This window comes from Deltaproteobacteria bacterium, from assembly GCA_028818775.1.
Classification (GTDB): domain Bacteria; phylum Desulfobacterota; class Binatia; order UBA9968; family JAJDTQ01; genus JAJDTQ01.
The window spans coordinates 17,157-30,313 of sequence record JAPPNE010000169.1; the positions used below are offsets into that span (position 1 = coordinate 17,157).

Annotated in this window: 12 protein-coding genes and 1 tRNA gene; 12 read left to right on the forward strand and 1 reads right to left on the reverse strand. The window is 64.9% G+C overall.

Features of this window, described 5'->3' with window-relative positions; genetic code table 11:
* Nucleotides 1–28: 28 nt before the first annotated feature.
* The 5 genes from OXU42_17980 (at nt 29) to OXU42_18000 (ending at nt 7,990) form a co-directional block, all read left to right on the forward strand.
* Complete coding sequence (locus tag OXU42_17980) at nt 29–1,183, forward strand: LLM class flavin-dependent oxidoreductase (GenBank protein ID MDE0031276.1); 1,155 nt, start codon at nt 29–31, stop codon at nt 1,181–1,183.
* A gap of 28 nt (nt 1,184–1,211) precedes the next feature.
* Nucleotides 1,212–2,273 carry a cupin domain-containing protein gene (locus OXU42_17985; protein MDE0031277.1) on the forward strand — a complete coding sequence of 354 codons (1,062 nt, stop codon included), beginning with the start codon at nt 1,212–1,214 and terminating at the stop codon, nt 2,271–2,273.
* Between the two features lie 63 nt (nt 2,274–2,336).
* Complete coding sequence (locus OXU42_17990) at nt 2,337–4,574, forward strand: xanthine dehydrogenase family protein molybdopterin-binding subunit (protein ID MDE0031278.1); 2,238 nt, start codon at nt 2,337–2,339, stop codon at nt 4,572–4,574.
* A 66-nt stretch (nt 4,575–4,640) separates the two neighbouring features.
* Nucleotides 4,641–5,684: a tripartite tricarboxylate transporter substrate-binding protein gene (locus OXU42_17995; GenBank protein MDE0031279.1), complete on the forward strand. Its 1,044-nt coding sequence runs from the start codon at nt 4,641–4,643 to the stop codon at nt 5,682–5,684.
* Nucleotides 5,685–5,743: 59 nt separating this feature from the next.
* Nucleotides 5,744–7,990, forward strand: coding sequence for a xanthine dehydrogenase family protein molybdopterin-binding subunit (locus tag OXU42_18000; GenBank protein MDE0031280.1), 2,247 nt, complete (start codon nt 5,744–5,746; stop codon nt 7,988–7,990).
* Nucleotides 7,991–8,002: 12 nt separating this feature from the next.
* Here OXU42_18000 and OXU42_18005 read toward each other — a convergent pair whose 3' ends face one another.
* Complete coding sequence (locus tag OXU42_18005) at nt 8,003–8,713, reverse strand: class II aldolase/adducin family protein (protein ID MDE0031281.1); 711 nt, start codon at nt 8,711–8,713, stop codon at nt 8,003–8,005.
* A 153-nt stretch (nt 8,714–8,866) separates the two neighbouring features.
* Between OXU42_18005 and OXU42_18010 the strand changes: the two genes are divergently transcribed.
* From OXU42_18010 to OXU42_18040, 7 genes are all read left to right on the forward strand, one after another.
* Nucleotides 8,867–8,959: transfer RNA gene (locus OXU42_18010), tRNA-Ser, on the forward strand.
* A 495-nt stretch (nt 8,960–9,454) separates the two neighbouring features.
* Nucleotides 9,455–9,874 (forward strand): type II toxin-antitoxin system VapC family toxin, encoded by a 420-nt coding sequence (locus OXU42_18015; GenBank protein MDE0031282.1) that lies wholly within the window; start codon nt 9,455–9,457, stop codon nt 9,872–9,874.
* Between the two features lie 330 nt (nt 9,875–10,204).
* A complete protein-coding gene (locus OXU42_18020) occupies nt 10,205–11,557 on the forward strand; it encodes an ATP-binding protein (protein MDE0031283.1) in 1,353 nt (450 codons plus the stop codon).
* A 94-nt stretch (nt 11,558–11,651) separates the two neighbouring features.
* A complete protein-coding gene (locus tag OXU42_18025) occupies nt 11,652–11,954 on the forward strand; it encodes a hypothetical protein (protein ID MDE0031284.1) in 303 nt (100 codons plus the stop codon).
* Nucleotides 11,951–12,385: a type II toxin-antitoxin system VapC family toxin gene (locus tag OXU42_18030; protein ID MDE0031285.1), complete on the forward strand. Its 435-nt coding sequence runs from the start codon at nt 11,951–11,953 to the stop codon at nt 12,383–12,385. Before OXU42_18025 ends, OXU42_18030 begins: the two co-directional genes overlap by 4 nt.
* Nucleotides 12,386–12,439: 54 nt before the next feature.
* Nucleotides 12,440–12,685 (forward strand): hypothetical protein, encoded by a 246-nt coding sequence (locus OXU42_18035; protein MDE0031286.1) that lies wholly within the window; start codon nt 12,440–12,442, stop codon nt 12,683–12,685.
* A gap of 157 nt (nt 12,686–12,842) precedes the next feature.
* The coding region (locus OXU42_18040) for a hypothetical protein (GenBank protein MDE0031287.1) at nt 12,843–13,157 on the forward strand (315 nt) is incomplete at its 3' end.

Sequence of the window (13,157 nt, forward strand, 5' to 3'; positions counted from 1 at the left end):
CACCCTGGTGCGTGGAAGGAGAAACAGCATGAAGGTTTGGCTTTTCCTGCGTGTCGGGTACCCGAAGAGAAAGACGGGCGCTTATCTGATGTCGGGCACGGACTATGACGAGAAGCTCGGCCAGGAGATCTACGATGAGGTGATCGACTTCATTCCTCGCGTCGAGGAGTTCGGCTTCGACGGCGTGTTCTTCCCCGAGCACCACAGCCGGGCCGCCAACGGCCTCTCCCCCTCGCCCAACCTGTTCGCGGCCGCGGCCACGATCCTGACCAAGGAAGTCAAGATCGGCCTCATGGGCAACTGCCTGCCGCTGCACCACCCGATCCGGCTGGGTGAGGAGCTGGCCATGCTCGACAACATGAGCCACGGCCGTCTCGTCGTGGGGATGACCCGAGGCGGAGATTTCTGGGCGTTCAACATTCCGTCCAAGGAGTCCAGGGAGCGCTTCCAGGAGGCGTGGGAGCTCATACTCAGGGCATGGCAGGCCGACGAGCCCTTCGAGCATCACGGACAATACTGGGACCTCGACTACATCGCGATGCTGCCGCGGCCCGTGCAGAAGCCCTACCCGGAGATGTGGATCCCGTCCTTCAGCGCGGAGAGCATCGAGTGGGCCGCGGCCAACCACGTCCGGCTGGCCGCCTCGTGGTCGCCGGCGGACCAGGTCAAGGAGAGCTTCGACTACTACCGGCGCTACGCCAGGGAGCATTGCGGCTGGACGCCGGGACCCGAGGACTGTGTCGTCTCGCGCGACATCTACGTCGCCCCGACCAACGAGCAGGCGCGCGAGGAAGCCGCCGCCGAGCTGATCGGCGGGCCGGCGGTGGAGTTCGGCGGCGCCCCCGCCAAGTACCAGCGCAACGTCCAGGACGGCTACTTCACCGAGCGCTCGACGGGCTACAAGAAGGGTGTGCACGTGGGCGTGATGGAGATTCGCGACTGGTCCTTTGAGGACTACCAGGAGGCTGGGATCTCCATCGTGGGCGACCCCGACCATGTGACCGAACAGATCATCTCGCAGTGCGACTACCTCGGCATAGACAAGATCATGATGCGCCCGGTCTTCGGCAAGATGAGACTGAGCGAGGCGCGGAGGAGCATCGAGCTGATGGCCAGGGAAGTGATCCCCAACCTGAAGCGGCACCAGCCGGCCGCCGAAGCGGCCGCCTCGGCTTCCCTGTGAAGCCGGCCTTCTTCCGATGGAGGACCTCATGAGCAAGGCGGAACCATCCGGCGAACGAGAGGGTCAAGGGTCCGACTTCTACGAAGACGTCAAGCGGCGGCATCTCGCTCCGCTGTGGCGGCAGCGGCGCCGCCCCACCCACGGCCGCGCCGTGCCGCATCTGTGGAAGTGGCCCATGGTGAGGGCCGAGATGATGCGGGCGGCGGAGGTGGTCAGCACCGAGGACATCGAGCGCCGGGTCCTCGGGCTGGTGAACCCGGGGCTGGAGAAGGAAGGAATCTTCGCCACCACCCCCAATCTCGTGGGCGCGGTCCAGCTCATCCTTCCCGGGGAAGTGGCCGTGGCGCATCACCATACGCCGGCCGCGCTGCGCATCATCCTGGAATCGGAACGGGCCTATACCTGCACGGACGGCGAGCGCTGCTGGATGGAACCCGGCGACGTGATCCTGACGCCCGCGTGGACCTACCACGATCACGGGAACGAGGGCGACAAGCCGGCGCTGTGGCTCGACGGCCTGGACGCCCCGCTGATCCAGGCCATGGATACGGTCTTCTTCGAACGCTACCCCGGCCAGAGCCAGCAGCCCCAGCAGGAGCTCCACGAGGCATCGGTGCACCGCTTCCGCGTGGCGGGGATGAGACCGGCCGGCTACTCCTGGGACAAGACCTACTCGCCGCTCACGAAGTATCCCTGGCGCGACATGGTCCGGGCGCTGGACGAGATGCCGGCGCCCGAGGCGAGCGAGTTCGACGACCTCCGCCTGGAATACTTCAATCCGCACACCGGCGGCCCGGTGATGCCCACCATCGCCTGTTACGCGCAGCGGTTGCGCGGCGGGGTCCACACACGGCGGCATCGCCACAGCTCGGTGGGCATCTTCTACGTGTTCCGCGGCTCCGGGCACACCGTGGTGGAGGACCAACGCCTGGAGTGGAGCGCCGGCGACATCTTCGTCATACCCGGATGGCACTGGCATGAGCACGTCAACGCCGCCCGAAACGAAGACGCGATCCTGCTCTCGTATACCGACGAGCCGCTGCTCAAGAGCCTGGGGATCCACCAGGAGGAGGCTGACGGACCGTCGTAGCGCCCCCTGGGGCGGGCGCCGGGAGGGAACGCCAAGGCAGGCCGCGCACGGGAGACACCATCCATGGCAGGAACCATCATCGGACAACCGCTCCCACGGGTCGAAGCCGCCGCCAAGGTCAGCGGGCAGTGCCGGTACGCGGCCGACGTGGTGCGGCCCGGCACCCTGTGGGGCAGGGTCCTGCGGAGTCCGGTCCCCCACGCCGCCATCCTGAACGTGGACGTGGAAAGGGCGCGCCGTCTGTCCGGGGTCAAGGCGGTGATCACGGCCGGGGACATGAACCCCAAGCTGGTGGGGGCGACGCTCAAGGACATGCCGCTCCTGGCGCAGGACCGGGTGCGTTACGTGGGCGAGGAGATCGCCGCCGTGGCGGCGGTGGACAGGGACGTGGCGGAAGAGGCCGTCGGCCTCATCGACGTGGAGTACGAGACGCTGCCGGCGGTCTACGACCCGTTGGAAGCCATAAGCCCCGACGCCCCGCTGCTGCATCCCGACTACGCCGGCTACGAGGGACCTCCCACCAAGGCGCCGGACCTGCGCAACGTCCAGACCCTGGTCCGGGGCCGCAAGGGAGACATTGCCCAGGGCTTCGCCGAGTCCGACCATGTCTTCGAGAACACCTTCCGCACACAGCTCGTGCACCAGGGGTACATCGAGCCCTATGCCTGCACGGTGGAAGTGGACGCGGCCGGACGCGTGGCGGTGTGGGTCGCGAACCAGGCGATGTTCAAGCTGCGCAAGGTCCTGGCCGCGTACCTGGAGCTTCCCGAAGAAGACATCACCATCCACCCCAGCAACATGGGGGGATCGTTCGGCGCCAAGGACTTCCTGACCCACGTTCCGGCCGCCTACTACCTGTCGCGGGCCACCGGGAAGCCCGTGAAGTTCGTCAAGAGCTACACCGAAGAGCTGATGGCCGCGAGCCCGCGCCATCCGGCGGTCATCCGGCTGCGCACCGGGGTCATGAAGGACGGCACCCTCCGCGCGTGGGAAGGCAAGACCTACTACAACGGCGGCGCCTACGGCGCCTACAAGCCGAACCCGCAGGGCTCCATGAGCGGCGCCTACATGGTGGCGGGTTCCTACAACATTCCGCACACCCTCCTGGAGGGCTACTGCGTCTACACGAACCAAGTCCCCGGCGGATACTTCCGCGCCCCGGGCGAGACCCAGACCCTGTTCGCCGTGGAAAACCACATGGACATGATGGCCCACGAGCTGGGGATGGACCCGCTGGAGTTCCGCCTGCGCAACGCGCTGAAGGACGGTGACACGAGGAGCACGGGCGAGTCGTTGCGGGACGCCCGCGGCGTCGAGGTCCTGCGCCGCGCGGCGGAGATCTCCGGGTGGGGCGGCGTCCGCAAACCCACGGCGGGGCGGGCGCCCGGACGCGGGGTCGCGTTCGGCGACCGTCACGTGGGCCATGGCGAGTCGAGCTTCGAGCTGCGGCTGGAGCGGAACGGCGCCCTGACGCTGTTGAGCGGAGTGGGCGATCAAGGGGTCGGCGCCTACGTCATGCACCGGCAGGTGGTGGCGGAGACCTTCGGCGTGGACCCGGACGACGTCCTCATCGAAGTCCGCGACACGTCCAGCGCCCCCTACGACCAGGGCATCAAGGGCGCCCGCGGCATGCACATCGAGGGCCAAGCCATCCTGGAATCCAGCCGCGCGTTGCAGGAACGGCTTTGCGCCCTCGCGGCCGGGTACTGGAAGACCGGGCCGGAGGGGGTCTCCTGGAGCGACGGGGCCGTGGTCCTGGAGGGAGGCCCGGACAAGCGCCTGAGCCTGCAGGAGCTGGCGAAACTGTCCGAGGAACCCATCACCGGGTACGGCCGTTTCGTGGGGCACAAGCCCGACGTCTACTCGTTCCAGGCGGTGGTGGCCGACGTGGAGGTGGACCGGGACACGGGCGCGGTGGCGGTGGACCGCCTCTACTTCGTCTACGACGTGGCCAACATCATCAACCCCCTGATCCACCAGGGACAGATCGACGGCGGCGTGGTGCAGGGGCTGGGCTACGCTCTCATGGAAGAGATCGTGCTCGACGACGGCAAGCCCACGACCGTGAGTCTCGGCGACTACAAGCTGCCCAACGTCCGGGACCTGCCGCCGCTGACCACCTCGCTGGTGCAGGCCTCCGAGGGACCCGGCCCCTTCGGCACCAAGGCCGTGGCCGAGGCCGGCATCAGCATCATCGCGCCCGCCATCGTCAACGCCGTCTACGATGCCACCGGCGCTCGTATCACCGAGCTTCCCGTGACCGCGGAGAAGGTCTTCGGGCACATGACCAAGGGTACTTAGCGGAGCCGCACGATCGACGCCAGGCGAGGCGGCGCACAAGGCTGACAAACGCAAGGAGGCAAGACCATGGCCAATACCGGAAGCCGATACCTCATGATGTTCGCAGTCCTTCTGTGGATTGGGGCTTTGGGACTCCAGGGTTCCGATACCGCGAGCGCCGCCGACGATTCATTTTACAAGGGGAAGACGCTTCGCCTGATCATCGGTTATTCGCCGGGCGGGGGAGCGGACGGGCAAGCCCGGATCGTCGCGCGCCACTTGGGGAAGCATATCCCGGGAAAGCCGAAGGTGATCGTGATCAACCGGCCGGGGGGCGGGTCCGTGCTCGCGGCCAACTACGCGTACAACATCGCGAAGAACGACGGCCTCACCATCGTCAGCCTGCCCGGGGGGCTCAACTTCCTGCAACTGGCGAAAGCTCAGGGAGTGAAATACGACATGAGCAAGTTCGCCGCGGTGGGGGCGTGGTTCAAGTCGAACTGGGCGCTGTTCCTGCGGGCGGACGCCTTCAAGAGCCTCGACGCCGTCCGCACGGCGAAGACGCCTCCCGTCATCGGCACGCAGGGCGGGGGCGCGCCCCACGACTTCTTCAATATCGCGTGGCAAAAGGCGCTGGGGCTCAAGTTCAAGGTCATCACGGGATACGAAAGCCGGCGCGCCGACGTGGCGCTGGAGCAGGGCGAAATCGACGGCCGCACCCAGACGGTGGCCGGCGTCATGCGGCGCAACCCGCACTGGCACAAGGAACGGATCATTCCCGCCCTGGTGCAGGCCGGACCCAAGAAGGACCAGCGCATCGCCGACGTCCCCACGGTCTATGATCTGAACCCCAATCCGGGCGTGTTCTACGAGACCGTCAATAACGCCCTGGGCCGGGTCAGCCTGCCCTATTTCGCCCCGCCGGGCACGCCGGAGGACCGCGTGAAGACCCTCCGCGATGCGTGGCAGGGAATGGTGAAGGACAAGGATTTCATACGGGAGGCCGAGAGGTCGCGGCTCAAGGTGGAGCCGGCCGACGGCGAGCAAGTGGCGGAGATGCTCAACGGTGTCATCCGCAATACGCCGGCCGACGCGATCGCTACCGTTCGTGAGGTCGTGGGCAGGAAGTAGTCACCGGGTTGGGCGCGACGGCGCGGAGGACGCGCGTGCGGCGCCACGGAGCATGAGGCATGGCAGAGTATCATTCCATCGGGTTACCTTTGGCGCGCGCGGACGGAGCGGCGAAAGTCACCGGCGGCACGGTGTTCACCGCGGACGTGCTGCGCCCGGGCGGGTTGTGGGGCAAGATCCTCCGCAGCCCTCATGCTCACGCCCGCATCCTTCACATCAATACGGACAGGGCCAGGCGCCTGCCCGGCGTGAAGGCCGTCATTACCGCTGATGACGTGGACCCGAAGCTCACCGGGCGGACGCTGAAGGACTTCCCGGTCCTCGCGCAGGACCGGGTCCGGTTCGTGGGCGACAAGGTCGCCGCCGTCGCGGCGGACGACAAGGACCGCGCCGAGGAGGCGTTGAGCCTCGTGGAGGTGGAGTATGAAGAGCTGCCTGCGGTCTACGACCCGCTGGAAGCGCTGGCCCCCGACTCCCCGTTGATCCACCCCGACTATCCTTCCTACCACGCCCCGTACACCAAGGCGGCGGATCTCCACAACGTGCAGTCGCGGGTGTACGCGGACAAGGGAGACCTGGAGCAGGGGTTCGCGGAGTCCGACAAGGTCTTCGAGCACACCTTTCGCACCCAGATGGTGCATCAGGGCTACATCGAGCCCTACGCCTGCATGGCGGAGATCGACGGCCAGGGACGGATCCGGGTTTGGGCGGCGACCCAGTCCCCGTTCAGCGCGCGCAACCAGTTGGCCGAATACCTGGACGTTCCCAAGGACCGGATCGTGTTCAGTCCGGTCACCGTGGGCGGCTCCTTCGGCGGCAAGGACCACCTCATCGACATCCCGCTGGCCTACTACCTCGCCCTGGCCACGGGAAAGGCGGTGAAGATCGTTCGCACCTACACCGAGGAGTTGATGGCTTCCGCGCCGCGCCATCCCGCCGTGATCACGCTCCGGTCGGGAGTGAAGAGCGACGGCCGCCTCTGGGCGCGGGAGGGCCGGGTGATCTACAACGGCGGCGCCTACGGGGCCTTCAAGCCGAGCCCGCCGGCGCACATGAGCGGCTCCATCAACCAGGGCGGCGCGTATCGGGTCCCCCATACGCGCCTGGAGAGTCTCTGCGTCTACACCAACCAGGTCCCCGGCGGATACATGCGCGCCTCCGGCGAGCTGCAGACCGTGTTCGCGGCCGAAAGCCACATGGACATCATCGCCCATGAGATGGCCATGGATCCGCTCGAGTTCCGCATGCTCAACGGCATGGTGAACGGAGACTCGAATTACCTGGGCTTCGAGTATCTCGACATCCGGTGCCGCGAGGTGCTGCTCAAGGCCAAGCCTTTCTGGGACCGGCCCAAGCTCGCCCCCCGGCGCCCCGGCGGCCTGACGGGAAGGGGAATCGCCCTCGCGTGCCGGCACGTGGGCCAGGGAGAATCGGGCGCGGAGATCGCACTGCAAGCCGATGGCACCGTGCGCATGCTGGTGGGCATCGTGGACCAGGGCACCGGAGTGCACACCATGCAGCAGCAGGTGGTGGCGGAGATCCTGGGCATCGCTCCGGAGCGCGTTACGGTGGAGGTCGGCGACACCAATCGCGCGCCCTACCACGACGGCATCAAGGGCCAGGGAGCGACCCACGTCACCGGGCAGGCCGTCGCGCGCGCAGCCGAGACGCTCATCGAGAATCTGCGGGACAAGGCGGCGTACGCATGGGACGTGGACCCCGAGTCCCTGCTATGGGAGAACGGCGAAGTCGTGCTCAAGAACGACGGCCGGCGCATGGACATGCAGGAGATCGCGGCCCTCTCGCCGCAGGAGCCCGTCGTCGGCCAAGCCTACTACAAGGGGCTGGAGCGCCCGAGGCAACATATCTTTCAGGCGGAGATATGCGACGCAGAAGTGGATGCGGAAACCGGGGAAGTGGAGGTGAGGCGCATGAGCACCTTCCACGACGTGTCGGTGGTCATCAATCCGGTGACGCATCAGGGACAGATCGAAGGGGGGCTCATCCAGGGCCTGGGGATGGCGCGGTCGGAAGAGGTGGCCGTGGACGACGGCCGGGTGACGACCCTCAGTCTCGGCGACTACAAGATGCCCAACATCAAGGACGTCCCCGTCCACGAGACCACCCTGGTGGAGGGCGCGACGGACGGCCCCGGCCCCTTCAACGCCAAGCCCGCGGCCGAGCACTCCATCACGCCGGTGCCGCCGTCCGTGGCCAACGCGGTGTTCGACGCCACCGGGGTGCGCATCACGGAGTTGCCCATAACCGCGGAGAAGCTGCTGGCCGGCATGGCCAAGAAGGGCTAGTGTCCCGTCCGGCTAGCTGAACCGGGGGCCGCGCCGGACCCTGTCCTCGTAGTAGGCCCAGACACGCTCGAAGAGACCCGCGGGGCGGTCGTTGCGGACCGCCTGCTCCTCCAGTTCGCGCGCGAACTCCGCCAACTCATCCTCCGCGTAAGGCTTGGCGCCGCCGCCCAGACCCGCCAGGAGCTGTATCTTCGCCGCCTCCTCCATCATGATCGCCTTCACCGTCGCCTCTTCGAGCGACGCCCCGGCGACGGATGCCCCGTGGCCTTTCAGCAACACCGCCGCGTCGGTCCCCATGATCCGCGCCATCTCCTCGCCCCGCTCTCTGGTATTGACCAGACCGGCCTTCCGATAGAGCTTTGCCCCGGCGAACGGAAACCCGAAGACCGTCCCCGGCAGGAACGTCCCCTCCGCCGTCGCCAGGGCGGTCACGTAAAGGGAGTGTGTATGGACCACCCCGTTGACCTCCGGCCGCGTCCGGTAGATGCAGATGTGGATCCAGCTCTCGCCGTGCCACTTGCCCTTCCCCTCAAGGACCTTGCCGTCCAGATCCACCACCAGGAGATCCTGGTCGGTGACCAGACCGGGCGCGATGGCACGAGAGATCAGGAACCGGTCCGTCCCCGGAACGCGCACGCTCACGTGGCCGAACGGCACCGTGAGACCCGTCTCGTCGAGAATGAGGTTCGCCAGAACCAGTTGTTCTTCGAGTCCGGTATCCATGGCGCCGTAGAGTACCGATTCGGCTGAATGCGTTCAAGGCGAGAACCGGGCGTCGTCGCCATCGGCAACGCCACCTTGTGGCAAATCCCGTCACCAAGTGGCAAAATTCCTGGAAACGTCCCTGACACTGGGCGCCCGGGTCTTCCGGAACATGGAGGGGTGGCCGAGCGGTTTAAGGCACCGGTCTTGAAAATCGGCGTCCGCCTAAACAGCGGACCGCGAGTTCGAATCTCGCCCCCTCCGCCAACCATATTCCCGTAGAGTATCTGAGCGCGCTATGCGCAACATTTGATTGCGCATAGACTTGATCTTTGCGCATAGGATTCTACGCGCAAGCAAGGGCATCACCGGATGCAGCCGCCCCAAGGCTCCTGGACCACGCTGAACAATGACTCCTTCGCGCTCCGTTGCCAAGTCCGAATACCTGGTCTATACTGGACCAGCTTGTGTTCTCTTGATCGGAGGAGGCTTGTTCGTGACAAAGACCGGACCGCAACGTGTTTGGACTGTGGCTCAGGCGAAGGCGCACCTCTCCGAGATCCTGCGCTTGGCCCAGTCGGAAGGGCCGCAACGTATTGGGACCCGGCGGTCGTTCGTCGTGGTACCCGCAGACGCATGGGACAATAAAGCTCGAAAGCCCCTTGGCCGGTGGCTGATCGAGAACATGCCACGCGGGGTAGATCTCGAAATCCCGGACCGCCGTTCCGCCCGTGAGGTTCCGTTCAGCGACGAGGATGACCAATGAGCGGGTATCTCCTGGACACGAACGTGGTCTCGGAGACCATGCGCGACGTTCCGGATGCTCGTGTGGTGACTTTTCTGGCGGAACATGACGACCTATGGCTGTCTTCGATCGTTGTGCACGAGTTGGAATACGGCGTGCGGCGGTTGGCACAAGGACGACGGCGGTCCGGCCTGGAGGCTGATCTTTTGCGCTTCACCACCGAATACGAGGACCGAATCCTGCCCGTGGACCGGGTGGGGGCGGAGTGGGCGGCCCGGTTCCGGGTACTAGCCCAGCGCTCAGGACATACGCTGGATCTCGGCGACGCTCTCATCGCGGGAACGGCGAAGGCCCATGACCTCACCGTGGCCACTCGCAACATCGCTGATTTCCAACGCGTTGGCGTTGAGCTTGTCAATCCTTGGGAAGCCCGGTGACCTGCCCGTTTGTGGGGGGACTGGAGAGATGAGAGATGAGTGATGATGCAGGGAAGGTGCGCGCAGCAATTGCCAAGCTGAAGGCGTTTCAGGAGAGCCACAGTCTCGCCGGTCTGTCCATCCGCGAGATGATTGAGGAAGGCCGCAAGTACTGATGGCATTCGTTCTCGATTGCTCCGGCACCATGGCCTGAGTTTCCTGATTCTCGGCCGATTCTTGCATGACTCGGTGGATGCTGACACCAGGGTCTTTCAATTTTCCGCCTCTAACCTTTCAAATAGCCGCCTACTAGGCTTGCAATCAGCCGCACCACAAAGTTACAATCAGCCGATGGCTGAAGGTGGCTTCTATCCACGGTATATCGGGCAGCGACTGGCCGAGGCGCTGGCGGATTCGCCGGTGGTCTTGATCCAGGGTCCGCGCCAATGTGGGAAGACAACCTTAGCGCAGATGGCGTGCGCTCCCGCCACATTGAATCGGCAGGATGCTCGCAAATCCCCGGACGGAGCCCCACTGGGTCCCGTAAGCGCGGAAGGCCGAGACTACGCCTATATCAGCTTCGACGACGATGTCGCGCGCGCCGGCGCCGAAGAGGATCCGATGGGCTTGGTCGCCGATCTCCCCGATAGGGTCATCCTCGACGAGGTGCAGCGGGTGCCGTCGCTCTTTACCGCCTTGAAGATGGAGGTGGATCGAAGGCGGATGCTAGGTCGTTTCGTGTTGACGGGGTCGGCCGACGTATTGCGGGTTCCGACGATCCAGGACTCGTTGGCGGGTCGTCTGGAGGTGATCCGGTTACATCCGCTGGCGCAAGTTGAAATCGCCAGTGGACGGTCGGGTGGCCCGGCTTCGGATGGACTCGCCGACTTTCTTGATGCCCTCTTCGGTCGAGGTTTCAAGACACAGCAGATGGGGCGGCTGGGCACCGAGTTGTGCGACCGTATCGCTGCCGGCGGATACCCGGCGGCGCTCGCGCGTCCGCCCGGGCGCCGGCGCGCCAACTGGTATCGCAACTACCTCGACGCGCAGAACCAAAGGGACGTTCGTGATCTGGCCCGCATTCGAACGCTGGAAGAGCTTCCGAGACTTCTCGCCCTGTCGGCTGCGCAAACGGCGGGCCTGTTCAACGTGAGCGAGTTGGCGGCCCCGTTCGAGATCAGCAGGCCGACCATCCGGGACTACATCGTTCTGTTGGAGCGGGTCTTTCTGCTGGAAAGGCTGCTACCATGGCACAGCAATCGGCTCAGCCGGTTGGTCAAGACGCCAAAGCTGCATATGGGTGACACGGGCTTGGCTTGCGCCTTGCTCGGTGTCGATGCAGCCGGTCTTGCGGTTGACCGTGTCCTGCTGGGCCAACTTCTCGAGACATTCGTGTTCCAGGAGTTGAGACGCCAGGCGAGTTGGCATGAGGACTTCTTCACGTTCTTCCACTACCGTGACAGGGACAAGGTCGAGGTGGACATCGTCATCGAGCGCGGCGCTCAAGCGGTCGCAGGTGTGGAGGTCAAGGCCGGAGCGACCGTGACCGCTGCAGATTTCCGTGGCCTGCGCAAGTTGAAGGCCGCAGCGGGCAACCGCTTTGCAGGAGGGGCCGTGGTCTACGACGGAGAGATGTGTGTCAGCCACGGGGACGGGCTCTACGCGGTCCCGGTTCGACGGCTTTGGGGAACAGGGACGACGTGATGAACGGTGAGAAGCGGGATCGTGGGACACGACCGTGTCTTGCTATTGGAGATATTACCGGATATATTACCAGGGCACACCCTGGAGGGTTCTCGTGAGCAAGACATCCCAGAGACGCGCCATCGATAGATACCGTGAGCGTTTGGCCGAACGTGGCATGGCCCGTTTCGAGGTGCTCGGACGCAAGACTGACCGCGAACTGATCCGGTCGCTTGCCAAGTGCCTGGCGGAAGAGGGGCCGGAGTCGGACCGCCTTCGGGTCTTCATCAGTCGTTCCATTGAGGGTGAAGCGCCACGGAAGGGTGGAATCCTTCAGGCGTTGCGACGCTCCCCGCTGGTCGGGGCTGATATCGTTCCTCCCCGTCCCTTCGAGACCGGTCGCAAGGTTGATCTTTGACCCGATATCTTCTCGATACCAACATCATCAGCAACGTCACCAAACCGGAGCCATCCGAGTCGTTGCTGGCGTGGATGGCAGAGCAGGACGACCAAGACCTCTTCATTTCGTCGCTCACCATCGGCGAGATCTGGCGTGGCGTGCTGCAGACGTCCGCCGGCCGCAAACGCGACGACCTTGAAGCTTGGTTCGCCGGTCCGGAGGGACCGCTTGCTCTGTTCGCAGGACGCGTGCTCCCGTTTGACCAAAAGGCCGGCGTTGTCTGGGCAAGACTCATGGCAGAGGGCCGAGCGAAAGGCCGTCCCCGTAGCGCGCTCGACACCATTATCGCGGCTACGGCAGAGGCGAACGACTGTGTCGTGGTCACCGACAACGAGAAGGATTTCGCCGACGTTGAGATCATCAACCCGCTTCGTTACGTGTCAAGCTGAGGAAGGGGTTGCCGATCACGGCTTCGTGCCGTCCTCATACCAAGGAGAGAAGGCGTGAACGTCAGTGATTTGATCGAACTGCTGCAACAGTGTCCCGCCGATCTGCGAGTAGTCGTGAACGGCTACGAAGAGGGCTACGATGACCTCTCACCGGAACAGATTTCGATCGCGAAGATCAGCTTGAACACGGGAAGACATCCTTGGGAGGGAAGGCATCGAGATCCGCGTGATGTGACGGGAAGGAGTCCTGACACCTTGAAGGTAGTTGATGCCTTGGTCCTTCAGCGGGTGTCGCACTGATGCTTGATCTTCCATCTGGCCGGCCCTTAACCTTTCACATAGCCGCTCACTAAACTTTCAATTGGCCGAACCACAAGGTTGTAATCAGCCGAGTGAGTGCGGCGCTCTGTCGGCGCCCGCGGTGCCGGCCATTTCACAATCAACCGGGGAAGCCTCGATGAACATCAAATCCAGACCCTGCGACGGCCTGCACGGGTCGCTTCGGGTCATTTCGTCCAAGTACCATTTCACGCGGGCGATGATCATGGGGTCGCTGGCCCACGGGCGCACCACCATCAACGACGTGTCCGGGGCGTTCGTCGGCAAGATGACTTCGACCACCGAGAACATCGCTGCGTTCGGTCCGGTCATCGAGTTTGCCGGGGACACCTGTGTCATCGACGGCGGTGACTATCGTACCCCGGGGAACGTGATCGATGTCGATGACTCGGGCACCACGCTTCAGTTCCTGCTGGGGGTCGTGGCGGCAACT